We start from the raw sequence: 22,985 nt of genomic DNA on the forward strand, positions 1-22,985 counted from the left end.
AACTTCGATTGGAGAACGCCGAATTAAGAAGACAAATAAAGGAAAAATGGAGATGATCGTCCAACGAAGCCGCATATCTTGCGGCTTTTTTTGTGCGCGAAAGTTCTAGTCATTTGCTCAAGACAAGCTGTCATTATGGGAGAATCGCACTCATTTGTAAAATAAATCATGAGTTTCCTGTAGGATTCGTTAGGATTTCGTAGGTTACCGTTATCGTTGTCTACACAACGGGTGATCTAACCAAGCATAACCAGTCCATCAGAGAGGTGATAGACAACGATAAGGGGGGGATTGCGGTGATTGAATTTAAGCAAGTGGAGAAACATTATGGCGACTTTCATGTGCTTAAAGGCATCGATCTGCGAATTGAGCAGGGAGAAGTTGTCGTTGTGGTCGGGCCATCCGGTTCGGGGAAGAGCACCCTTCTTCGCTGCATCAACAAGCTGGAGGCGATTACAAGCGGAAGTCTGACCGTTGATGACGTCGACGTCACCGATAAGAAAGCCGACATCAACAAGCTGCGGCGGGAAATCGGCATGGTGTTCCAGCACTTCAATCTCTATCCCCATCTGAAAGTGATCGACAATATTACGCTCGCTCCAATGAAGGCACTCAGCATACCGAAGCCCCAAGCGGCGGATACGGCAAGGATGTATTTGGAGAAAGTCGGCATCGATGACAAGGCGGGCGCTTTTCCTTCGCAGCTGTCCGGGGGACAACAACAGCGCGTGGCAATCGCCAGGGCGCTGGCCATGAAGCCGAAGATCATGCTCTTCGACGAGCCGACCTCCGCGCTCGACCCGGAAATGGTCGGCGAAGTGCTGGACGTCATGAAGACCTTGGCGCACGAAGGGATGACGATGGTCGTCGTTACCCACGAGATGGGTTTTGCGCGGGAAGTAGCGGATCGTGTCGTCTTTATGGACAATGGGCAAATCGTCGAAATCTCTCCGCCGGAGGAATTCTTCGAGCAGCCTCGGGAAGAGAGGGCACGTTTGTTTCTCAAACGCGTGCTGCGTCATTAACGGCTGTGCACATTAGTACCATGTTACCGGACCATGCAATCCCATAACGGAGAGGGGTTTTAAGTGATGAAGAAAAGAAATTGGATGACGCTCGGCATCGTACTGACGTTTCTATCCACGGTCTTATTGACCGGATGCGGCAGCAACGAAGGAGGAGACAACAACGGAGAAACGAACGGAGGCTCGCCGACTGAGACGGCGTCGGCGCTGGGCGATATCAAGAGCCGAGGGAAGCTCGTCGTCGGCGTCAAGTACGACACGAAGCTGTTTGGCCTGAAGGATCCGGCAAGTGGCGACGTAGAAGGCTTCGACGTCGACATCGCCAAGGCGCTTGCCAAGGAGATTCTCGGCGACGAGACTAAGATCGAGCTTAAGGAAGTCACTTCCAAAACGCGTATTCCGATGTTGAATAACAACGATATCGATATGATCGTGGCCACAATGACCATTACGGAGGAGCGCAAGAAAGAAGTCGATTTCTCCGACGTGTATTTCAAGGCGGGCCAGTCTCTTCTAGTGAAGAAGGGAAGTCCGATCAAGAGCATCGACGATATCAAGAAAGGCACGAAAATATTGGCCGTGAAAGGCTCGACCTCGGTCGACAACATCAAAGCAAAGGTGCCGGACGCGACCATTCTGGAGTTTGACAACTACCAGGACGCGTTCAGCGCGCTCAAAGCCGGTCAGGGAGACACGCTGACGACCGACAACGCGATATTGTACGGCATGGCCGTTCAGGATCCGAACTACGAGGTGGTCGGGGAGCCGTTCACCGACGAGCCGTACGGCATCGCGATCAAGAAAGGCGCAACCGATCTTCTGAACAGCGTCAACGACGCTTTGAAGAAGCTGCACGACAACGGCGAATACGACAAGCTGTACGAGAAATGGATCGGTAAAGCCCCGTCCGGGGAATAGAGGATTGCGAACGACAGGATGGGTGGCCAAGCGCCACCCATCTTCTGTATAGCTGGAATAGCTGGAGGGGATAGCATGCCGGACATCTCGATATTTACGGACCATTTCGGAATTTATATGAAAGGGTTCGGCAACACGATCTGGGCGAGCGTCATTGCTTTGCTTGGCAGCTTCGCTCTTGGGACGATCATCGCCGTATTCCGTATTTCGTCCGTCAAGCCGTTGCGGTGGATCGGGACGGCATACGTCGAGTTCGTTCGGAATATACCGCTGCTGCTGGTTGTTTTTGTGTTTTATTATGGCTTGCCTTCGGTCGGCGTGACGTTAAGCGGATTCATCTGCGGTACGGTCGGTCTAATGGTATATACGGCTTCCTTCGTTGCGGAAGCAATCCGTGCGGGCATCATGAGCGTTCCGTCCGGACAGACGGAGGCAGCCAGAGCGTCGGGATTGACGTACATGCAAACGATGCGCCATGTTGTGCTTCCGCAGGCGATAAAAATCGTCATTCCCCCGCTTAGCAACCAATTCATTAACCTCGTGAAAAATTCGTCCATTCTCGGCGTCTTCGCCGGGTTCGATCTGATGTATTACGGCGATCAGGTGGCCAGCAAGACTTATGCAACCTTCGACACCTATATCTTCGTCGCAGCGCTGTATCTCGTGCTGACTCTTCCATTAAGCTTCGCGGCTTTGCAGCTCGAACGAAAGTTGGCCAAGAACGGATAGAAATGCCGCGAAACGCAAAATTCGAGACTAACTTTTAGGAGGATCGGCGGATGGACATAGCTGGCGCTTTCTCTTACCATAATCTCATCTTCATCATGAAAGGCTTCGGCATCACGCTCTGGGTTGCTTTTGTCGCGATCGTGCTAAGCTTCGTGCTGGGCAGCATCATCGGAACGCTGCGTTATATGAGAATTCCGGTCGTATCCCGGCTCCTCGGCGTGCTTGTCGAGTTTATCCGGAATTTGCCGCTGTTACTGATCTTGTTTTTCACTTATTTCGCGTTGCCGGACGTCGGTCTCAAGCTGGGGGTCATGAGCTCGGCCATCTTCGGTCTGGCGGTATTCGAAGCCGCCATGATCTCGGAAATCGTGCGCAGCGGACTAAGCTCCATCCCGAAAGGCCAGGTCGAAGCCGCCCGTTCGTCGGGTCTCACTTATACGCAGACGGTTTGGCATATCGTGCTCCCGCAGGGACTGAGGCGCATGGTACCGCCGATCGTGAGCCAGTTTATCTCCCTGCTTAAAGACACGTCGCTTGCCATCGTTATCTCGCTGCCTGAACTCATGCATCATTCGAAGATCGTCATCGCGCAAGATTACAATTATACCATTCCGATTCTGGTGCTTGTGGCCGTCTTGTATTTCGCGGTCAATTACGCGTTGTCGCTTGCGGCTAGGAGGCTGGAAAACAAATGGGGCTAAGCATCCGAGGATCATAGAATCCTGATGGGAGTCATTCCTATAGCCATACAAAATTGGTCCAAATCCGAAAGCATGCAAATTACCATCGTCGCCATCGTCGTAGCGGTTGCCGGGGAGTTCAAGATTAACCCGTTCATCGGCGAGGTTTTTCGCATCGGTCTTGGCTGCAGCGCCTTTCTGTTCCTGCTTCTATTGATGAACCATCTGCCTTATTGGCGGACGGGGATCGCCGCAGGTGCGACGGTGCTGCTGTTTCGGGTATCGTTCGATGGTGCTGCCTCGGCCGGTACCTTCTATCTACTCGACAGCGTGAAGACGCACTTCTCCGCCATGCTCTTTTACGTGGTTTTCGGGGCCGGAATGGCCCTCATTCAACGCAGTATCAATCAATTGAATCCGCTTATTCTCGGCGCATGCGTGTCGCTGATCGACATTGTCTCTAATGAAGCGGAGCTGCTGATGCGCAGCGTCGCTTTCGGACTGCCGTATTTTCAAACCAATCAGTGGATGCTGATTTCGGTCATTGCCGTGGTGCGCAGCTACTTTACGACGGGCATCTACAGCAGCATCGCCGTGCACCAAATGCGCAGCGTGCACGCCGAACAGCAGAAGCGGATCGAACAAATGATTAGTGTCGGCAGCGGGCTCTATGGCGAGGTCTTCTATTTGCGCAAATCGATGGATGTGATCGAGCAAATTACCGCCAAGAGCCACGATCTATACGGTTTACTGAACAAGGAAGGACTGTACGGCCATGGCCGGTCCGTTCTCGGGATTACCCAGCAGATTCACGAGGTGAAGAAGGATTCTCAGCGCATTCTGGCGGGACTCATGAAGCTGGTAGACTTGGAGAGCGCCCCGGAAATGACCATATCTGAGATCGTCGAGCTTGTGGGAAAGTCGAACGGCGAATACAGCCGGATGCTTAAGAAAGAGGTCCGGATCGAGAAGGATGTCGGCATCGATTATCTGACCGCTCACTACATCCCGCTTATTACCGTGCTTAACAATTTGACGGCCAACTCGGTCGAAGCGATTGAGCGGCATGGAACGATACGCATACGCGTAATCGAACGCCAAGGAAATACCTTGTTTATCGTCAGCGATACGGGGACAGGGATCGCCGAACAGGATAAGGATATGGTATTCGAACCCGGGTTTACGACCAAATTCAATCAGGAAGGCGTCGCGGCGACCGGCATCGGCCTCTCGCATGTTCGCGATATCGTCGGCTCTTTTACGGGCAGGCTCCTCCTGACGGAACCGGGGCGGGAAGCTGAAACCACGTTCGCTGCGGCTTTTCCCACCGTGAGGTTGAAGAAGGGAGTGTAGGTGCAATGCTATCGTTTTGTATTGTTGACGACGATGCGGTAAGCAGGCGGATGCTGCAGACGATTATCGAGAAAGGCGGCGTCGGCGAGGTGGTCGGAATGGCGGCGGGCGGCGTTGAAGGGAAACGGCTTGTATTGGACGAGAACCCGGATGTCGTGCTCATCGATCTGTTGATGCCGGACCAGGACGGCATAGAAACGATCGCGAAGCTGAAACAGGATGGGTACGAAGGCAAGTATGTCATGATCTCCCAGATCGAGAACAAAGAAATGATCAGCAAAGCCTATCAAGCGGGCATTGAATTTTATATCCAGAAGCCGATTAACCGGGTAGAAGTCAACGCCGTGCTCGGCAAAGTATGCGAGCAATGGCGATTATCCCGTTATCTGAAGGAAATCAAACAGTCGATCGCCAAGCTGGATGGCCTGAATTCGGAGCCAGCCGGCGCGCGGAAGAAATTCGATGCCAAAGAAATCATACGGATGATCTTAATGGACATGGGCATCATCGGGGAGAGTGGAAGCCATGACATCATCACGATGATGTCATGGCTGATTCAACGGCATCAAGGCGGGGGCCTTCCACCGCTGAAAGCGCTGTACGAGGTCGGAGCCCGGGAGAGCAAGCCGGATGGCGGCGATATCGAGAAGGAAGGGAAGGCGGTCGAGCAGCGCGTCCGCCGGACCGTCATCGCCGCTTTATCCAACTTGGCAAGCATCGGGCTCACGGATTACAGCCACCCGAAGTTCGAGCATTACGCGCCGCTTTATTTCGACTTCGAGGACGTGCGTCTCAAGATGCGAGAAATCGACGAGAAATGCCCGCAGGAGAAGCGCAAAGTCAATATCAAGAAATTTCTTCAAGTGCTGTACTTGGAGACGCTTGATAAAATGAAGAGTCAGTAAATGAAGAGTCAGTATACTGAAAATCGTATTCCTAGCATGAAGTCCGCGTAAATCGCGGGCTTCTTTCATAACAACAAGTTGAATATCAACGTACATAATGTGGGATAATTATCTAAAAAAATGCACCTCTCGATTCAATTTTAGGACGTATGGTTAAGTTTGTAGAATTAAAGAAAGTGTCTGAGGAGGTGTCTTATGTTGAAAAACTATCGGCTGACCAAAGCAGTCAAGCACGGTCTGAGCCACTTCGATCCGAACGATACAGGCGGCTTTGTTAGCAAAGAAGAGATTCAAGAAGAGTTCGAACACATGGAACGGAAGCTTCGCAATCTGCAGGACAAGTTGTTTGCTTCGAAGACGAATGGAGTGCTCGTTTTATTCCAAGGGATGGATTGCAGCGGGAAGGACGGCGTCATCAAGAAGGTACTGGCCAACCTGAATCCTCAGGGCTTTCGGGCGGAGAGTTTTAAGAAACCGTCGCTTGAAGAGTCTGCTCATGATTTCTTATGGAGAACGCATAAGGTTGTCCCTGCCAAAGGCTACATTACCGCATTTAATCGTTCCTATTATGAGGATGTGCTCATTACCCGGGTGCACGGCTTAATCAAGGACGAGGAAGCAGCAACTCGGATGAAACATATACGACATTTCGAGAAGCTTCTAACGAACAATGGCGTGTTGCTGATTAAATTTTTCCTGCATATTTCGCCTGAATTTCAGCTCGAGAAAATCCGCGAACGGCTGAGCAACCCGGAGAAGCTATGGAAATTCGATCCAAGCGATCTCCAAGAGCGGGATTACTGGGATTCATACATTGACGCATACGAAGATGTCTTCCGGCATACGGCAACCCATCACGCTCCGTGGCATATCGTCCCGGCTAATGAACGATGGTTCCGCGACTACTTGGTGCTTCGGACTATAATAAGTTCCTTGGAGAAGCTGGACCTTTCTTATCCGGAACCGGACATCGAAACACGAAAGCTTCTGGAGCAGCTTCAGTCCAATGCCTCCTTGTCCCAATCGTAAATACAAAGGCAACCGATCAGCAGATCAGTTGCCTTTTTTATTTGCTGTATTTCCCGTAACGATTACTACCGGTTAACTGTCAAGCGACACAGGAGGAAAATAGAGGAAAATATAGAAATACTCTTCAAAAGTCAGTCATACACTATTGATCGGCTGACTGTTTTCGTTCAGGCATAGGAGGATATGAGCAATGAGAGATAAGGATTCCCCGCTTCCGCAATTAACAGCTATTGATCGCATGGAACAACTCTTCCTTGTAGGGAGAGAACGTGAAGCCCGCATGTTTCAAGATCGGTTGCACGCAAATCCGATTGCCGGAGGAATTCTTCATCTTCATGGGATAAGCGGAGTAGGGAAGAGTTACCTGTTGAATGAGTTTCGTAGAATCTCGGTCTCGGCAGGCGCAACATACATTTTGTTTGATTGCCGCATTCTGCCTAGAAATCCGCGAGACGTTTGCTTACATCTGTTAAACGCATTTCATTATCCTAATCAAGACATCCAGCCTGCGGCGACGTTCGATGACATAACCGAGATTTGTGTCAATGTAATCCGTTCCAACGCGAACGGCGGCAAATTCGTCTTGGCCTTCGATACGTTCGAAGCGATCGGAGAAGCAGAACATTGGCTAAGAGAAAGATTACTGCCTCATTTGGTTCCGAATATCCTCGTGATCATTTCCGGCAGATTCCCGATGCAAAGCACTTGGCTGGCATCTCCGGGATGGCGTCATCACATTAGCAGCGTGCCGCTGTCAGAACTGGACTATAATGCGGTGCAAAAGTATGTGCAATTATGCGGCATGATGTCTCCTACTGACATGTATCAAATTTGGTCAAGGACAAAAGGGCATCCATTGACGCTATCGTTGTTCGTTTCTACGATGCTAGCCAGGGCTTCAACTCAAACGCAACAACAATCTCCGGATGAAAGCGATGTGTTTGCGCACGTCGTCGCGGTCTGGCTGCAAGAAGTTCCCGAACCGGACATGAGGACAATCGTGGAAGCCGCGTCGGTTCTGCATCATTTCAATCACGAGCTGCTGAATGAGGTGCTGGGAAAACACGTCACGAGCGAGCAATTCCGTACGTTAACCTCCTTTTCATTCATGCAGCGGGTAGAACGTGGTTGGTTATTGCATGATTTGCTGCGAGATGCCATTGGATTCGAGTTCCGCAGGCGTAGTCCGGACTATTATCATCAGCTCTGGCTAAGCTCCATTGCTTACTTCTCCGACAAAATAAAACGATCCTCCAAGAGCGTCATGACTGCATGGGAGAACGCCGAGATGTTATTTTACATCGGCAATCACTTTATCCAGTTTCTGTTAAATCGACAATCGATCACCTACAGCTTGGAACAGCTGCATCCGGCAAACTGGGCGGAAGCGGAGAATTATATCAACCGCCGCCAAGATACTGCTAAGGACGGCTATGTCCCTTATATAGACCGGTCAACAAACGAACAAGCCACTTATTTTATGACGGCTAAAGAAAACCTCAGCATTTTAAACCAAATCCAATTAAAAGCTCTATACGAGCTTGATCCCGCCTGTATAAAGCTGATTCGAAACGAGGAAGGGACCGTATACGGTCTCCTGGTCAGCATCCCCATTAATATGCGCACCATGAGTTATTTGCGCTCCAGCCCCGTCTCCGCCGCCTATTTCAATCAGCTCACGGATGCCGAGAGACGAGGGTTATCGGTTCCCGCACATACAAAATCCGGCTATTTCGTGCTTGCTGTCGATGTCTTGGATTACTTTGACCAAAGCGTCATGCAGGCTTCAATCTCCACGTTTATTACCTACATCCTGACCGCAGGTTATGTGGTGGCTTCTCCTACCGCCAATCCCGTTTCGGAAGCTATCTTGACGGGCTTGGGCATGGACAAAATAGATGAAATCGTTCACAGCGATTACGATGGAGAGACGCAGACGCCTTATTATGTCATGGATACGAGAGGCAAAAAAATTCTTCCTTATATGGAAAAGATGATCTCTTCTTTTGGCTTGTCATTCGCAGCCAAAACCGAGCGTACGGACGTTCTGGAACGATTATCTCCACGAGAAAGAGAGGTCGTGCAGGAGGTGGTGAAGGGAGGCTCCAACAAAGAAATCGCTCGTGATCTTTACCTAAGCGAGGTTACCATCAAGAAGCACCTGTCGAACATCTTCGAAAAGCTGGGCATTAAAAATCGCGTGCAGCTCATCAATCTCTATAAAGGAGCACCGCGAAATTGAATTTAAGCATGGTTAGTGGAAGTCAACCAATCATTCGACTCAAATACAACTTTCGTATAATTCCCTGCTTGCGGCCCGAAGACTACACTGTATTTACAGACGGAATTTGAACCCAACGATAAGACAACGGAGGTGATTCCAATTGACCAAACCACTTCGAGCGCTTGTGATCGGTGCAGGCTGGGCAGGTGAAGGTCATACGTTAGGATTGAGGAACGCCGGAGTCGAGGTGGCCGCGATATGCGCTAGAAACGCAGATGTAGTGAAAGAGGTGGCCGCTCGTCTTCAAATTGCCGAGGCATCGGTTGATTGGCGCGCAGCATTGCGAGAGCTGAAGCCGGATATCGTCTCATTGGCAACGCCGGCATCGTTACGGGAGGAAGTCATCCTAGAAGCAATTAAACAAAAAGCGAGTATCGTCTGCGAGAAGCCGCTTGCTACCTCGTCTGTCGAAGCAAAGCGCATGCTGGATGCGATTGAACAGGCCGGCGTGAAGCATGCTTACGCAGCCACTCAAGCTTATGATCCCTCTGTAACATGGATTCAAGAATTAGTTCGTAAAGATACGATCGGGCTCGTAAAAGCTGTTGAAATTTCCGTCTTCGTCCCGCTCTTTCATTTGAATTCTCCATGGACATGGTCAAGCGATCTTAATTTAGGCGGAGGGGCGCTGCATAATGCGTTGACGCACTATCTGGGGATTCTGACCAAAATAATCGGTTCCGACCCGATACGTGTCATGGGGGAAGCGCGAATTGGCAGGGGAAAAGCACCTGTAATTGGTGACATTCATGATTTCCGGCAATCCTTTGCCAGACTGAGCGATGAGTCGGTCGCCGAGGTGGAGTGGAGAACGGTTACCTCAGATACTGCCTTTCATGCCATGCTGGAGTACCGTATTCCATCAGGAGAGCCGATTACTTGCGTCATCCAATTCGATTCTATGATGCCGTTCTCTCCTTCATATCCGTATCTCCGCATCTACGGCAATCAAGGCACAATTGATGCCAGAGGCGTCTTTGGTTATGAGGTAAGCATTGCCGGACCAAATGGAGTTGAAGCCAAAAGCGTACCGGATCGGCTATTAGAAGGATTCCCGGCTGCAGGAAACGGCGAACAACAGAAATGGGATGCTTTCTTCCGGTCATTTGTTGCTGACGTCAAGAATGAGCCTCATCAGTCTTATCCCACCTTCCGAGAAGGATTTCGCGACCAAAGAATCATCGAAGCGATTCGGAATGGCAGCGGGTGGACGGATTTAACCGCAAATTGTTGATGCATAAGATCCATGACTGGGCAGATGAAGAAGTGGAGGAATAGATGAGAAGAAAAAGTTTGTTCGGACGCATTACGATGTAACGCCTGAGTGGGCTATCTACCATCTCATCGAACATGAGTCACATCATAGGGGACAAATCTATCAAATGGTTGCAATAGTTAATTAAAACCGTAATCGTTATCTCGAATATGGCTAAAGGGAGTATGATTATGTCCAAATATGAATATTTGAACAAGAGTTTTATTTACGGGCAATGGACGGAAGGCTTGAGTGATCGAACTTATGATATTCGGAATCCCTATGACAATTCAGTCATTACTCAAGTCCGTCTGGCCACAATAAGTCAGTTGCAAGAAGCTTTTAAACTGGCTAAGGAAGCTCAGAAATCTTGGGCAAAAACATCGGCGGTCCAACGAAAAGTCATCATTCAAAAAGCGGTCGATTACTTAAAGGAAAATCGCGACGAGATTGTTAGTGTCATTATTAGAGAAACGGGCGGTACTCACCTTAAAGCCTACGGAGAACACTCGACGGCTATTGCCGATTTGGAAGACGCTATAAACATGGCGGATGAAATGGAGAAAGTTAAGGAAGTAGGCACTACCGTCGATGGTAAAGTGAATCGAATTTATCGTATGCCGATTGGCGTAATTTCCTCTATATCACCTTTTAACTTCCCTATGAACCTCTCCACAAGAACGATAGGTCCGGCACTTGCGCTGGGCAATTCCGTCGTTCACAAACCCGATATACAGGTTGGGTTAACAGGTGGTTCCATCCTTGCGAAGGCCTTTGAGGAAGCCGGACTTCCGGCTGGCGTGTTTAATGTGATTCTGACCGATATATCAGAAATCGGCGATGAAATGATAATCAATCCAATTCCCGGATTTGTAAGTTTCACAGGATCTACGGCGGTCGGCAGGCATGTGGGAGAACTTGCGGGTAAAAATCTAAAGCGAGTTGCTTTGGAATTAGGAGGCAACGACCCACTTGTGGTATTATCCGATGCCGACGTAGACAGAGCAGTAGATGCAGCTATATTTGGGAAGTTTTTACATCAAGGTCAGATTTGTATGATTGCGAACCGAATAATTGTACACCAAACTCTGTATCAGGATTTCGTTTCCAAATTTGCGGAGAAAGCGAAGAACCTTAAGTATGGTGATCCTCGAGATCCGCAGACGGTAATCGGACCCATGATAAACGAGCGTCAACTGGAAAGAGCTCTGCAAGCTGTAAATGAAGCGAAAGAAGCGGGGGTCATATTTGCTCTTGAAGGCGAGAGGATTGGAAATATCTTAACTCCATATGTAATTGTTAATGTTGACAATTCAAGCAAATTAGCACAAACCGAGTTATTTGGTCCGATTGCCTTGATTATTAAAGCAGACTCCGACGAACATGCAATTGAATTAGCTAATGAGTCAGAATCAGGATTAAGCAGTTCCATTTTTACTGGCGATCTACAGTCAGGAGAACGATTGGCGCTTCAAATTGATTCGGGCATGACTCATGTTAATGATCAACCCGTCAACTGTCAGGGGAATATTCCGTTTGGCGGAACTAAAGGGTCTGGCATTGGCAGATTTGGTTCTCCGTGGATCATCGAAGAGTTAACGGTCTACAAGTGGGTATCGATCCAGACGAAGTATCGTGACTTCCCTTTTTAATGAATACCCTTACGATCAGCCTTCAATCGCAAGAAAAAGAGATGATGCCGCAACGGCACCATCTCTACGTATGTGGTACAAGTTAGCTCGAAATGACTTACCCTTGCGGGATCGCACTTTCATCCATAAAGCCGATTTCCCAATGATGACCGTCTAGGTCTAGGAAGCTTCTCTGATACATGAAGCCGAGATCTTGTGTTTCTTTGGCAATATGGCCACCAGCTGCAATCGCGTTGTCAACTAACTTGTCCACTTGATCGCGGCTCTCGACCATTAATGCAATTAAGACTTCGGTCGTTTTGGCTGCATCGGTAACCTCTTTTTGGGTGAAGGTCTTGAAATACTCTTCAACCAACAACATGGAGTAAATGTTTTCTCCGATGACCATACAAGTTGCATTGTCGTCAGTAAAGTTGGGGTTGAATGCAAAGCCTACCGCGGTGAAAAACGCAATCGATTTCTTCAGGTCTTTTACCGGTAAATTAACAAACATACTTTTGGCTGTTTCTGCCATCCCAATCACCTCTCGTATACAGTAGCATTATGATAAATTGGATGTCAAACCATATGGATAATAAAATGAAACCGTCCAAGCTCAGCGAGTGCTGTGCCGGGACGGTTTGAGTCGCGCTGCTGCGCGTTACGTATTTGCTTTGCCCGCATAGACGTTAATGTGGTCAATATGCGCGATTTTGCCTTTGGCGACTTTGCTTGGGCCGACGAATTTCAGTTCGTATGCTTTGGATGGATGGTAAACATAGATTTTGTCCTTGCCGGTGAAGCGGACTTCCTTAGGCGTACCAAGCGACTTGATGACGGACGCGAAGGTCAGCGATTTGACGCCTCCCGTTCGATCGATGGACGTTCCGAAATTGCGCAAATCGTAGATGACGCCTGATTTATTGACGCCGAAGCTGTATTCGCCTTTTCCCATGCCCAGATTGTACCCTTCATAATGGTTGCCTTTCAGGTCGCCGCCTACATCCGGTTCACCCCATTTGTAATGAACGGCGGAGATCGGCGTTTTGCCCGCGATTGCGTTTAAGCCAGGGATTTTTCCTTCGCTCGCTAGCTTGTAAATGCTCTTAATATAGTCATTCTGCGCATTCTTGCCAGCACTAGCGCTGGCTGCTGCCGCGTGGACATTCGAATGAGAGAGTGCCGTCATGGAGCTTACCGCGAGCAATCCGGTTAAGGCCAGTTTGGCGGCTAATTTATACGATTGTTTCGATTTGTTCAACATAAAGAATTTCACCTCTTATTAGTATTGGAGACAAGGGACGGTTAGCTGTTACAACCTCATAATACCCAGACTAGCCCAGAAAGGAATGACAGAACGGTAAAGAAACAGTTACAAGAAGGTAACGAAAGGATGCGACCTGTTGAAATGAGAAAAGATCGTTTGCGTCTTATCAAAGTAATTGTCATACGATTGATGAAATAAATCTAGATACAAGAACATTTGTTCTGTTATAATGAAATCACCACTTTATAAAGGGTGATGAATATGGACAATGCTCATTTGGATTTAATTGAACAGCAAGCACACCAAGTCAGCCTCAACTTCCGAAATCGATATCGACGACCCAAACCAAACTTAGACCAATCAGATCGAGATAGAATTGTTGATGTGCTGGTGGAGTCATTAGGCTTGCATTGCACCGTACATCTGCGCCTGTATCATGAGTTTGAAGATTGTGTTGTTATTGGCGTCATTGATAAAATCAATCCCTATACGCGGCTGTTCCTGGTCGATGGAGAATGGTTTAATATTGAAGACGTTATTAAAGCTACTATCGAAACCTAAAGACCAAAACCAATCATTTCGAAATCGGAGGAAAAGCAAACATGAGAAAACTCGTATTGTTCATGCATGTGTCGCTGGACGGGTATGCGTCGGATGCTAAAGGAGGACTAGATTGGATTCCGTACAACGAGGAATTACAGAAGTACGCCAAGGAGGTCGTAGCCGAAGTCGGCTCTCCCGTATACGGACGCTCCACTTATCGGTTAATGGAGAGCTACTGGCCAACGGTGCTTGATGATCCGAATGCGTCGAAGCATGATTTGGAGCATGCCAAATGGGTGCAGGATGTTAAGAAGATCGTCATTTCCGGCTCGATCGACAGTGCCGATTGGAATAATACGATGCTGATCAAGGACAATATCGCAGAGGAAATCAAGGCGCTCAAGGAGCAGCCCGGTAAAAATCTCGTTATCTTCGGCAGTCCGGGAGCGGCGAAGACGTTGCTTGAGCTCGGCTTGATCGACGAATTTCTGCTGACGATTTGCCCGGTCATCTTGGGCGGCGGGAAATCCGTATTCCACGGCGGCGGTGAGAAAACCAAGCTCAAGCTGTTGTCCAGCCGAACTTTCAAATCGGGTATTATCGCAGCCCGATATGAGCTGGAGAAATAGCCGTACCGTCTAAGAACTACATAGCTGCCATTGGCAGCTATTTTTTTTGTTGTGAACATGAAGGAATACGAAGCAATGTTAAAACGATAATTATGCGGGGAAGCATGTCGCAATATGAGACTATTCATTTCAAAGCAAAGGTATATAATGGACTTGTATTTAAGACAAGAATACGGATGATTCTGGGAGGGTAATAGATTGAAAACAAAAGCGTGGTATGCCAAGGCCCCGTTTCAATTTGAACTTCGCGAAGGCGAGCTTGGGGAGATCAGTGAGGACGAGGTGCTGATTCGTGTCAAAGCTTGCGGCATATGTGGGACGGACATGACCAGCGTGAAATCGTCCGCGGAAAATTGGGAAGCGATTGGGCATGAAATAGCCGGTATTGTTGTTCGAAAAGGTGCGCGCGTCAACCATGTCGTGGAAGGCGCTTCAGTTACGTTGGAGACGAGCACGTTTTGCCGGACGTGCGAATGGTGCCGGGACGGGCGTTACGATTTGTGTAATAAAGGGCCGAGTTTTTGGGGCAGGAATTTCGCAATGGGATTCGCCGAATATATCGTCGCTCCAAAGGAAGTCGTCGTTCCGTTCGAAGGGTTGTCCTTCGCTGTTGCCTCTCTGGTGGAGCCGCTTGGCGTGGCGGTCGACCTTACGGAGACCGTTGACATCCAAATGGGCGATGATGTGTTAGTGCTGGGGCTTGGACCGATCGGCTTGATGGCACTTCGACTAGCGAAACTAAGAGGCGCACGTAAAATCTACGCGGCGGCGCGGTCCCACTCCGTTAAGCGAATCGAGACGGCGCTCGCATTCGGCGCGGATGAAATCATTAATACGGACATTACGCCGCTCGAGTCATATCTATTCGACCGTGGGGGAGTGGACCGAGTGCTCGTTTCAGCGCCACCTTCGACGATACCGTCCGCGTTCAAGGCGGCAAGAACCGGCGGCGTGATCGGTTTCATCGGCATTGAATATGGCGCCGGCGCCAGTATTTCGTTCGATGCGAATGAATTCCATTTCAAGAAGCTGCAGTTGAGAGCGTCTCACGCCACTCCCGCGCTGTTCTTTCCTAAATGCATTGAACTGCTGAAGTCGGGAGCTGTCGATGGCGATGCGCTCATCTCTCACACGTTCTCGCTGGATGAGTTCCCGGCCGCTATGCAGGCGCTGCGTGATGATCGGGGTTCTGCGGTCAAGATGGTCATGGTCAATGAGTAATCCGAAGGCAGCCTGAGAAAAGGCTGCCATTTTTGTTGGAGAGACCCTATTATTTGTGTTTTATATGCGTAAAGCTTTCCGATAGTTGGACGGGGAGACCGCCATTTTCTGCTTGAAAATCCGGCTAAAATAATACTCGTTCTCGTAACCGCAGCGAGCAGCGATTGCCGACATCGGCAAGGAAGTGTCCTTGAGCAGTTTTCGCGCTTGCTGCAAACGCAGCTCCGTGAGGTAGTCCATAGGAGTTTTTCCGAATTGCTTCGTAAACTTTTGAGTGAATTGAGAAGGGCTCAGCCACAGCTCGTCCGCGATCGTTTTTAAGTTGAATCTACCAAGCGCTTGCTGCCTGATGCGACGTAAGCTCTCGTTCATGAGCGGATCGCTGCTGCTCGGCATTATTTCCGATTCGCCGGACCAATAGGTCAGCCAGATGTCCTTGAACAATAGATTCCGTCTGGCTACCGACAGCGAATCCGGTTTCTCGGATACCGCTCTGAGCTGCGCAAGCGTAGACTGAAACCGCGAACCATCATGTATCTGAAACTTGCCCCTCGGAATCCGACTGGACACCTCTTTTACTTCCTCGTCCGAATTGGCCCAATCGAATATGAAGAAGTGGAAGGATAAAGGCGTTAAGGCTTTCCGGTAGATATCCGTTCCGCAAGGAAATAGAACGAGATCGCCATTCGCGGCGATTCCTTTCGTTCCATCGCATTCAAATTCGAAACTACCGTCCTCGACAACAAATAACAACCATTCATTATAACGAGAATGCTCTAGCATGAAGCGTTCGGCGTTCTCCTTGTAGAAATGATAATGTACTTGTGCAGCTAGCTCCCATGGCTCGATCAAATCAATCACCATTTTCGTAAATTTAGTATAAGAATTTTTATAATATAGTGCATTAAAAGAAAAAAATAATTACATATACTTAAATATTGTATAAGTCATCTTGTAAGTCAAGATTCAATCCATTGTAGGGGGAATGATCATGAATCATACGGAACTAACAGAGTATGTGAAGCAATTCGAGCAGAACGGTTATTTATTGCTGCGAGACATTTTGCCGCAGGACCGCGTGGAGCGGCTGAACCTGGCGGTAGATGAGCTGCTGGCAAAGGAGCCCGAGGCACTGGCTTATAACTTATACAACAGTGTTGAACGCCATGATGAGATTGCCTCACTTATGGATGAAGCCTCCATGCTCCCGCTGATCGTTAGCATGCTGGGCCACAATATTCAGCTGCATATCTCGCATTTGACGATCCGAAAACCGAATCCCACGGATCTGGATACATCGACGCAGAGCTTTATTAATTGGCATCAAGACGGACCTCATCCACAGTTCCCTTCGGTAGGTGGGGTGACCGGTTTATATTACGTAAAAGTGTGTTATATTTTAAGCGACATGTCACAGCCTGATCGAGGCAATACAAAAGTGGTGCCCGGTTCTCACAACCGACCTTATCAGCCGGAATGTCCGGATACCAGGCGGAAGATTGAAGGAGAGGTTCAGATTTGCGGTAAACCGGGAGATGTCTTTATTTTCGCTCAGAACCTATGGCATTCCGCTGCACCTAATCATTCTCCGCATACCAGACGTCAGCTCTTCATGGGTTACAGCCCCATCTGGATGCGTCCGATCGATTATCATACAGCTTCTCCGCGATTGCTTGAGAAGGCAACGCCTTACCAACAACAACTGCTTGGCGTTATTGACTCGAACCCTTTTAAATATTACGTTCCTGACGCGTCGATGCTTCCTTTAAGAGAACTGATCACTCGATAACTGGCCGGACAAATGCTTTCCACTTTGTACACATAAGGAGATAAAACCATGGCAGAAAATAAATTACTACGAATGGACAATGTTGGCATCGTTGTAGAATCCCTTGATGACTCTATCTCTTTCTTCGAGGAGATTGGCTTGAAGCTCGAGGGGCGGGCTACTATCGAAGGTGAATGGGCCGGCCGCGTAACCGGGCTGGGTTCGCAGACAGTAGAGATTGCTATGATGGTAACCCCGGATGGCCACAGCCGACTTGAACTTTCGCGATTTCTCACCCCGCCTACGATATCGGATCACCGAACTGCTCCCGTAAATGCCCTCGGTTATCTGCGCGTCATGTTCACTGTTGAAAATATTGACGAACTGGTATCCAGACTCACTAAGCATGGTGCTCAGCTCGTTGGTGAAGTCGTTCAGTACCAGGACTCGTATCGGCTATGCTACATTCGTGGAAATGATGGACTTCTAATCGGTTTGGCGGAACAACTCGGCAAGAAATAAGTGACGTTTATAAGAAGACATAACGAAGGGCTGCCAGTTGGCAGCCCTTCGTTATGTCTCTTTATTATCGACAAAGATCGATTATCCGCCGCTGCCCGGTTTGGTGGTTGATTCCCGGATGATTAATTTCGGTGGGAAGAACAGTTTCTTCGTCTCCTGATCCGGATTTTCCATAATCGAGACGAGCAGCTTAGCGGCTTCTTTGCCTAGCATATTCTCCTCCTGGCTGATGAAGGTCGGTCTTACGCTATAGAATTCCGAAAGCTCGAAATCATCGAAGAAGATAAGGGAGAGGTCTTCCGGCACACGGATTCCCATTTCCGAAGCAACTTTTATGACTTGCAGTCCAAGTCCCGGGTTAATGGCGAAGATTGCCGTCAACTCTGGATACCTCGCCAGAAAATCCCGGATTTTCTCCTTGATGGGCTTATGTTCACCCAGCTCGATATCCACATAACGATACCGACGGTCGATCGGAATATGATGCTCGGCCAGCGCTTTCTCATAACCGAGCAAGCGGTCTTCAATGCTGCTGGTTCCGTTAATGGTCGTGGAGAGAAACCCGATGTGACGGTGTCCGAGCGAGATCAAGTGATTGACGCCTTCCTGGGCACCTCTGAAGTTATCCGGACATACGCAATTCGTGTCGATTCCGCGCAAATATCGATCCATTACGACAAGAGGAAATGAGTTAAGGGTAAGATGCAGAATTTCGCGATTATACGACTCGCCATCGACAGGATAGACGATCATGCCCGCAACATTGCGTTCGACCATTTCCCGGATGACGCGCTCTTCCTTCTGGATGGAGTTCTCCGTGTTGCATAAGAGCAGCGAATAGCCGGCTTCGGAGAGCATGCTTTCGACGCCGTTGATCAGAAGCGCGTTGTGCTGATTGTTGATGAATGGGAGCAACAGCGCAACCGCGGGCGCTCTTTGCGGTGGAATAGGCTGTTCGACAGCCGTAGTCCCTTTACCTTGTACGGCCACGTAAGTGCCTTTCCCTTGAATACGATATACGATACCTAACTCAACCAGATCGGACATGGCCTTCTTAACGGTAATTCGGCTTACCGAGAATTGCTTGGTCAGTTCGCTCTCGGACGGAAGCTTATCATGAGGCAGTAAATGCGCAAGCTCGATCTCTGAAATTAGATGATGTTTGATTTGCTCATAGAGTGATAAATGCTGCACGTTTTTCGTCATATTTTGCAACTCCATGTCCAATTTGCTTGTTATATACCATCTTATAGGTTGGTATGTAAAATGTAAAGATTAGCTAAAGTTTTTAGTGGAAAAAAGAGCGTTCATCTTTGTAAAATGGAGAATTTCTGCATGAACAAGAACTAGAAGACGATTTTCTTCGGAAATCGGCTCAATATGGGGGAATACGGTCATTTACAACTTTTTCCTACAATGCTATCATTCATGCCAAGTGCATAATGAGTTTATACCATAACATTACAAGTACATACCAAGTATGATAAGGGTGGCGTGGATTCATCCTCTAAGCGATTAGTATTCGTCTTGTCCACGTTAAAGTGTAAGCGCATTCTTTGGGCATGTTGAAACGTTCCTTAGCCGGAATATTTCATAAAAGGAAGAAGAGTAGGGGGGCGTGCTGCTTTACATTTGCACTGGTTCGAGAGGTTGTTGAACGTATCTAAGGAGGATGAACATGGAACAACAGAAACCGAATAAGAAACAATTGACGAAAGCCGGATTGTTATCTCTTGTTGTCATCTTGTTGCTCAGTCTATTCACCGGTTGTACCAGTAACAACAATTCAGGCTCAGCAGAAGAAGGCAGCACAAATGGAGAAGAGACGGGGGAAACCGGCAGCGATGATTCGGAGCCTCTTAAATTCAGCTATTCAAGGCCAACATGGGGACCGGCCACCTATACGAAAGGCGGCGCTTATGAGAAGGAATTATTCAAGCAAGGAAATGTCGAAATCGATGTGAGGATTATTCCGGTCGTTGACTATGATGCCACGATTAAGACAACGGCTGCAGGCGGCAATATGCCGGACGTTATCTGGGGCTGGGGTCCGGTGGATCCGTTCTGGAAGGATCTGCAGGATCAAGGCGCCTTCCTGAAAATCAACGAATATCTTGATCAATATCCGGCGATCAAAGACGCTGTTCCGGCCGGCATCTGGGAGAAGATGGCGGACGACAAAGGCGATATCTACTTTATCCCGAACTTGATTTATCCGGTCGTACCGTTCTTTATTAACTACCGTGCGGACATCTTCGATGAACTGGGCATACCGGAGCCGACCTCCGTTGCCGAGCTGCAATCCGCGCTGGAGAAAATTAAAGCAAGCGGCAAAGATATCGTGCCGATGACGCACGGCAATACGCATGCCTACTGGGCGTCTAAGGATTTGGCAACGTCGTTCGGCTCAGGATTCGGTTGGGCTCCGTCGAAGGAGGATCCGAATACGATCGTACCTCCGGAAATGCAAGAGGAGCATCTGAACTTCAAATTCTGGCTGCAGGATATGAAGAAGCAAGGATTATTCGACGAGGAAGCAGGCGTCAATCCGGATGCCTCGTTCGGGGAGACGAAATTCAAAGCCGGCCGCGCGGCGGTTATTCTCGGCGGCAATCTGCAATCGCTCTATCCTGAGCTTAAGAAAACGACGCCTAACGCGGAAATTAAGATTATGTCACCGCTAACCGGTTTGGATGGCCAGAAGGGCGGTACGCGCGTTGTTTTCCCTCAAGACCGCGGCTTCTACGTGAATGTAAAGGCCAAAGATAAAGCCGATCGCTTCTTCAAGTTCTTGAACTGGACGTTAACCGAAGGGTCGGAGCTTAGAAGATACGGGGTTGAAGGGAAGACCTATACCGTGAATCCAAAAGGCCAAAAAGTGCCGATTCCGGATGAAGCTCGTGAAAATGACTACAAAGGAGCTCAGATCGAGCCGCTCAAGTTCATTGATCCAATGAGCGAGAAGCTGGACTGGGAAGCGCAAGAGCTGTCCTTTACGGGTGCGGGGATTCAGGACAAGTTCGAATACTATAAAGGCATGTTCGAGAAATACGCCGCTACGCCTTATAACGATTACAAAGACCCGACCGTGACTTCTCCGACCCAAGCGGAAATTGGACCGCAGATTTGGGAGGATTACATGGCGAAGGTAGACGGAAGTATTTTGACCGACATGAATCTGACGAAAGAAGCGTATCAAGCAGCCTATAAGAAATATTTGGACGCAGGCGGGCAGAAGATTATCGATGAGATCAATGAATTGCAGAAGAATAAGTCCGAACCGAACTATGTAGATTAGGATAGGCATTCGCCGGAAAAGGGCAACCCGATTGCCCTTTTCCGGGAAAGGAGTGATTCCGATGGGCGCGAAATCCGTTAATACGCTGGGTACGCGGATATGGAAGTCGCGATTTATCTATTTGCTGATTCTTCCCACGATCGTCTATTTTGCTATTTTTACATATGCGCCCTTCTATGGCATTTCAATCGCTTTTAAAGATTACAAAATCATCGCGGGCATCATGGACAGTCCATGGGTCGGCTTTAAACATTTCGAAGCGATGTTTACCTCCGAGAAATTTCCGGCGCTGATCAAGAATACGATCATTATCAGCTTGTACCGGCTGCTCTTCGGCTTTCCGATTCCGATTCTATTTGCTTTAATGCTGAACGAAGTAAGGAGCATGCTGTTTAAACGTTTCATCCAAACCATCACCTACTTTCCCCACTTCCTGTCGTGGGTCGTATTCGCGGGGATCATCTACAACTTTATCGGTCCCAGCGGAATCATTAACTTGGTGCTGGTGAACACCGGATTGGACAAGTTCAATTTCACGACTAACCCGGACGTGTTCCGTACGCTCGTTGTCGTTACGGCTATCCTGAAGGAATTCGGTTGGGGAGCGATTATCTATCTGGCGGCTTTGTCAGGAATCGACTCTCAGCTGTACGAAGCAGCCAAGATTGACGGGGCCGGAAAACTGAGGCAAATCTGGCATATTACGCTGCCTGGCATCAGGCCGATCATTGCCCTGCTGTTCTGCTTGCAGCTCGCGGGCATACTGGATGCGGGCTTCGACCAAATCTTCATGTTCCTTAATCCTGCTCTATATGATGTCGGCGATATCATCGATACGTACGTGTACCGCTTAGGAATTCTGCAATCGCAGTTCGAGCTCGCGACAGCCGTAGGGTTGTTTAAAGGCATCATAGGGATGATCCTCATCATCACGGCCAATACCATGATTCGCAGGATGGGAGAGAAATCGTTATGGTAGAACAAACCGCCGCGGCGACTCACCCCGTCAAGGAGCTAAAGCTAACCAAGCGGAGCAGCTTGGATGCCAATCCGTGGTGGGCGCAAGGTCTGATCTATCTGGTGCTTATCGTCGCGGGCTTAATAACGCTGCTGCCTATGGTGAACGTGTGGGCCATTTCGTTCAGCGAAGCGCATGAGATTTACAAGAATCCCATGATGCTCTGGCCCAAATCGTTCACGCTCGAATCGTATAAATATATTTTCAATACGCAAGTGCTGTTGAAAGCATTCGGAATTACGGTATTCGTCACCTTAGTAGGTACCTTCTTAAATTTAATATTTACGGCAACCGGTGCATATGGCTTATCAAAGACTCATATTCCGGGCCATCGCTTCTTGTTATGGATCGTCATTATTCCAATGCTTTTTGGCGCAGGACTCATCCCGATGTATATTTTACTCAAAAATATAGGTCTGCTTAATAGCATTTGGGTGATGATTATCCCTCAGCTTGTAGCGCCTTTTAACTTGATCCTAATGAGAAATTTCTTCTGGAGCATCCCGGAGAGTCTGGAGGAGTCGGCCCGAATCGACGGGGCTTCGGATATGCGCGTACTTTGGAGTATTATTCTGCCGTTGTCCAAACCGGTTATCGCGACTGTCGGCTTGTTCTATGCTGTCGGTCATTGGAATGACTTCTTCTCCGGCCTGTTCTTCATTAGCGATAACAGCAAATGGCCGCTTCAGATGGTGCTGCGCTCGATCGTCATTGATTTCAACATGCTGAACATGGGGACGCAGAACACGAGTACGTTAAACGATTCCAGCCAATTGGTCGTCCAGCCGGAAAATATTAAAGCTGCAACCATTATTTTCGCGATCGTTCCGATTCTCGTCGTCTATCCTTTCCTCCAAAAATATTTCGTCAAGGGCATCATGCTGGGCTCCGTCAAAGGCTAATGACCTAT

General features: G+C 48.7%; 23 protein-coding genes. 19 read left to right on the top strand and 4 right to left on the bottom strand.

The annotated features are described in order from the left end of the window. Positions 1-296 precede the first annotated feature (296 nt). The 11 genes from BM412_RS09315 to BM412_RS09360 all read left to right on the top strand — a co-directional run bounded on the left by BM412_RS09315 (position 297) and on the right by BM412_RS09360 (position 11,830). Positions 297-1,025: an amino acid ABC transporter ATP-binding protein gene (locus BM412_RS09315; protein ID WP_091216683.1), complete on the top strand. Its 729-nt coding sequence runs from the start codon at positions 297-299 to the stop codon at positions 1,023-1,025. A 66-nt stretch (positions 1,026-1,091) separates the two neighbouring features. Continuing rightward, on the top strand, positions 1,092-1,943 hold the full coding sequence (locus BM412_RS09320) for a transporter substrate-binding domain-containing protein (protein WP_091216686.1): 852 nt from the start codon (positions 1,092-1,094) through the stop codon (positions 1,941-1,943). A 75-nt stretch (positions 1,944-2,018) separates the two neighbouring features. Continuing rightward, complete coding sequence (locus BM412_RS09325; protein WP_091216688.1) at positions 2,019-2,672, top strand: amino acid ABC transporter permease; 654 nt, start codon at positions 2,019-2,021, stop codon at positions 2,670-2,672. Positions 2,673-2,722: 50 nt separating this feature from the next. Next, entirely contained in the window at positions 2,723-3,373 is a 651-nt protein-coding gene (locus tag BM412_RS09330) for an amino acid ABC transporter permease (RefSeq protein WP_091216691.1), read from the top strand. A 24-nt stretch (positions 3,374-3,397) separates the two neighbouring features. Continuing rightward, entirely contained in the window at positions 3,398-4,705 is a 1,308-nt protein-coding gene (locus BM412_RS09335) for an ATP-binding protein (RefSeq protein ID WP_091216693.1), read from the top strand. Between the two features lie 5 nt (positions 4,706-4,710). Further along, positions 4,711-5,610 carry a response regulator gene (locus tag BM412_RS09340; protein ID WP_091216696.1) on the top strand — a complete coding sequence of 300 codons (900 nt, stop codon included), beginning with the start codon at positions 4,711-4,713 and terminating at the stop codon, positions 5,608-5,610. Positions 5,611-5,805: 195 nt separating this feature from the next. Then, on the top strand, positions 5,806-6,639 hold the full coding sequence (locus BM412_RS09345; protein ID WP_091216698.1) for a PPK2 family polyphosphate kinase: 834 nt from the start codon (positions 5,806-5,808) through the stop codon (positions 6,637-6,639). 190 nt (positions 6,640-6,829) lie between these two features. Further along, complete coding sequence (locus BM412_RS31795; protein WP_143111582.1) at positions 6,830-8,881, top strand: helix-turn-helix transcriptional regulator; 2,052 nt, start codon at positions 6,830-6,832, stop codon at positions 8,879-8,881. Positions 8,882-9,023: 142 nt separating this feature from the next. Beyond that, entirely contained in the window at positions 9,024-10,157 is a 1,134-nt protein-coding gene (locus BM412_RS09355; RefSeq protein WP_091216701.1) for a Gfo/Idh/MocA family protein, read from the top strand. A 40-nt stretch (positions 10,158-10,197) separates the two neighbouring features. Beyond that, on the top strand, positions 10,198-10,326 hold the full coding sequence (locus BM412_RS31800; RefSeq protein ID WP_256256362.1) for a DinB family protein: 129 nt from the start codon (positions 10,198-10,200) through the stop codon (positions 10,324-10,326). A gap of 43 nt (positions 10,327-10,369) precedes the next feature. Beyond that, positions 10,370-11,830 (top strand): aldehyde dehydrogenase family protein, encoded by a 1,461-nt coding sequence (locus tag BM412_RS09360; RefSeq protein ID WP_091216703.1) that lies wholly within the window; start codon positions 10,370-10,372, stop codon positions 11,828-11,830. A gap of 97 nt (positions 11,831-11,927) precedes the next feature. Here the strand turns inward: BM412_RS09360 and BM412_RS09365 are convergent, their stop codons facing one another. Both BM412_RS09365 and BM412_RS09370 read right to left on the bottom strand, forming a co-directional pair. Next, on the bottom strand, positions 11,928-12,344 hold the full coding sequence (locus tag BM412_RS09365; RefSeq protein WP_091216706.1) for a VOC family protein: 417 nt from the start codon (positions 12,342-12,344) through the stop codon (positions 11,928-11,930). Between the two features lie 126 nt (positions 12,345-12,470). Next, complete coding sequence (locus BM412_RS09370; RefSeq protein ID WP_091216708.1) at positions 12,471-13,073, bottom strand: YjgB family protein; 603 nt, start codon at positions 13,071-13,073, stop codon at positions 12,471-12,473. A 255-nt stretch (positions 13,074-13,328) separates the two neighbouring features. Here BM412_RS09370 and BM412_RS31805 point away from each other — a divergent pair, with 255 nt between their 5' ends. The 3 genes from BM412_RS31805 (at position 13,329) to BM412_RS09380 (ending at position 15,469) form a co-directional block, all read left to right on the top strand. Next, positions 13,329-13,637: a YolD-like family protein gene (locus tag BM412_RS31805; protein ID WP_143111583.1), complete on the top strand. Its 309-nt coding sequence runs from the start codon at positions 13,329-13,331 to the stop codon at positions 13,635-13,637. Between the two features lie 41 nt (positions 13,638-13,678). After that, positions 13,679-14,248: a dihydrofolate reductase family protein gene (locus BM412_RS09375; protein ID WP_091216711.1), complete on the top strand. Its 570-nt coding sequence runs from the start codon at positions 13,679-13,681 to the stop codon at positions 14,246-14,248. A 198-nt stretch (positions 14,249-14,446) separates the two neighbouring features. Further along, positions 14,447-15,469 carry a zinc-dependent alcohol dehydrogenase gene (locus BM412_RS09380; protein ID WP_091216714.1) on the top strand — a complete coding sequence of 341 codons (1,023 nt, stop codon included), beginning with the start codon at positions 14,447-14,449 and terminating at the stop codon, positions 15,467-15,469. A gap of 60 nt (positions 15,470-15,529) precedes the next feature. On the opposite strand, the gene BM412_RS09385 is transcribed toward BM412_RS09380, so the two are convergent. Next, a complete protein-coding gene (locus BM412_RS09385) occupies positions 15,530-16,333 on the bottom strand; it encodes an AraC family transcriptional regulator (RefSeq protein ID WP_091216717.1) in 804 nt (267 codons plus the stop codon). A 127-nt stretch (positions 16,334-16,460) separates the two neighbouring features. On the opposite strand from BM412_RS09385, the gene BM412_RS09390 reads away from it, so the two are divergent. Further along, complete coding sequence (locus BM412_RS09390) at positions 16,461-17,258, top strand: phytanoyl-CoA dioxygenase family protein (protein WP_256256213.1); 798 nt, start codon at positions 16,461-16,463, stop codon at positions 17,256-17,258. Between the two features lie 48 nt (positions 17,259-17,306). Continuing rightward, positions 17,307-17,759, top strand: a complete 453-nt coding sequence (locus BM412_RS09395; RefSeq protein ID WP_091216722.1) for a VOC family protein — start codon at positions 17,307-17,309, stop codon at positions 17,757-17,759. Between the two features lie 81 nt (positions 17,760-17,840). On the opposite strand, the gene BM412_RS09400 is transcribed toward BM412_RS09395, so the two are convergent. After that, the gene (locus BM412_RS09400) at positions 17,841-18,965 is read right to left on the bottom strand and encodes a GntR family transcriptional regulator (protein ID WP_177245735.1); all 1,125 of its coding nucleotides are present in this window, start codon (positions 18,963-18,965) and stop codon (positions 17,841-17,843) included. A gap of 472 nt (positions 18,966-19,437) precedes the next feature. Here BM412_RS09400 and BM412_RS09405 point away from each other — a divergent pair, with 472 nt between their 5' ends. The 3 genes from BM412_RS09405 (at position 19,438) to BM412_RS09415 (ending at position 22,977) form a co-directional block, all read left to right on the top strand. Further along, positions 19,438-21,057 carry an extracellular solute-binding protein gene (locus tag BM412_RS09405; RefSeq protein ID WP_177245736.1) on the top strand — a complete coding sequence of 540 codons (1,620 nt, stop codon included), beginning with the start codon at positions 19,438-19,440 and terminating at the stop codon, positions 21,055-21,057. A 61-nt stretch (positions 21,058-21,118) separates the two neighbouring features. Continuing rightward, positions 21,119-22,036, top strand: a complete 918-nt coding sequence (locus tag BM412_RS09410; RefSeq protein WP_091216731.1) for an ABC transporter permease — start codon at positions 21,119-21,121, stop codon at positions 22,034-22,036. Next, entirely contained in the window at positions 22,030-22,977 is a 948-nt protein-coding gene (locus BM412_RS09415) for a carbohydrate ABC transporter permease (RefSeq protein WP_091216733.1), read from the top strand. The genes BM412_RS09410 and BM412_RS09415 overlap by 7 nt, the downstream gene beginning before the upstream one ends. The last annotated feature ends 8 nt before the right edge of the window (positions 22,978-22,985 follow it).

This window comes from Paenibacillus sp. BC26 (assembly GCF_900116125.1).
GTDB lineage: Bacteria > Bacillota > Bacilli > Paenibacillales > Paenibacillaceae > Paenibacillus_Z > Paenibacillus_Z lignilyticus.

Excerpts from the sequence above, each read along its gene's own strand:
- BM412_RS09320 (WP_091216686.1), top strand. The coding sequence starts at position 1,092 with ATGAAGAAAAGAAATTGGATGACGCTCGGCATCGTACTGACGTTTCTA.
- BM412_RS09325 (WP_091216688.1), top strand. The coding sequence starts at position 2,019 with ATGCCGGACATCTCGATATTTACGGACCATTTCGGAATTTATATGAAA.
- BM412_RS09330 (WP_091216691.1), top strand. The coding sequence starts at position 2,723 with ATGGACATAGCTGGCGCTTTCTCTTACCATAATCTCATCTTCATCATG.
- BM412_RS09335 (WP_091216693.1), top strand. The coding sequence starts at position 3,398 with ATGGGAGTCATTCCTATAGCCATACAAAATTGGTCCAAATCCGAAAGC.
- BM412_RS09340 (WP_091216696.1), top strand. The coding sequence starts at position 4,711 with ATGCTATCGTTTTGTATTGTTGACGACGATGCGGTAAGCAGGCGGATG.
- BM412_RS09345 (WP_091216698.1), top strand. The coding sequence starts at position 5,806 with ATGTTGAAAAACTATCGGCTGACCAAAGCAGTCAAGCACGGTCTGAGC.
- BM412_RS31795 (WP_143111582.1), top strand. The coding sequence starts at position 6,830 with ATGAGAGATAAGGATTCCCCGCTTCCGCAATTAACAGCTATTGATCGC.
- BM412_RS09360 (WP_091216703.1), top strand. The coding sequence starts at position 10,370 with ATGTCCAAATATGAATATTTGAACAAGAGTTTTATTTACGGGCAATGG.
- BM412_RS09365 (WP_091216706.1), bottom strand. The coding sequence starts at position 12,344 with ATGGCAGAAACAGCCAAAAGTATGTTTGTTAATTTACCGGTAAAAGAC.
- BM412_RS09370 (WP_091216708.1), bottom strand. The coding sequence starts at position 13,073 with ATGTTGAACAAATCGAAACAATCGTATAAATTAGCCGCCAAACTGGCC.
- BM412_RS09375 (WP_091216711.1), top strand. The coding sequence starts at position 13,679 with ATGAGAAAACTCGTATTGTTCATGCATGTGTCGCTGGACGGGTATGCG.
- BM412_RS09385 (WP_091216717.1), bottom strand. The coding sequence starts at position 16,333 with ATGGTGATTGATTTGATCGAGCCATGGGAGCTAGCTGCACAAGTACAT.
- BM412_RS09390 (WP_256256213.1), top strand. The coding sequence starts at position 16,461 with ATGAATCATACGGAACTAACAGAGTATGTGAAGCAATTCGAGCAGAAC.
- BM412_RS09395 (WP_091216722.1), top strand. The coding sequence starts at position 17,307 with ATGGCAGAAAATAAATTACTACGAATGGACAATGTTGGCATCGTTGTA.
- BM412_RS09400 (WP_177245735.1), bottom strand. The coding sequence starts at position 18,965 with ATGACGAAAAACGTGCAGCATTTATCACTCTATGAGCAAATCAAACAT.
- BM412_RS09405 (WP_177245736.1), top strand. The coding sequence starts at position 19,438 with ATGGAACAACAGAAACCGAATAAGAAACAATTGACGAAAGCCGGATTG.
- BM412_RS09410 (WP_091216731.1), top strand. The coding sequence starts at position 21,119 with ATGGGCGCGAAATCCGTTAATACGCTGGGTACGCGGATATGGAAGTCG.
- BM412_RS09415 (WP_091216733.1), top strand. The coding sequence starts at position 22,030 with ATGGTAGAACAAACCGCCGCGGCGACTCACCCCGTCAAGGAGCTAAAG.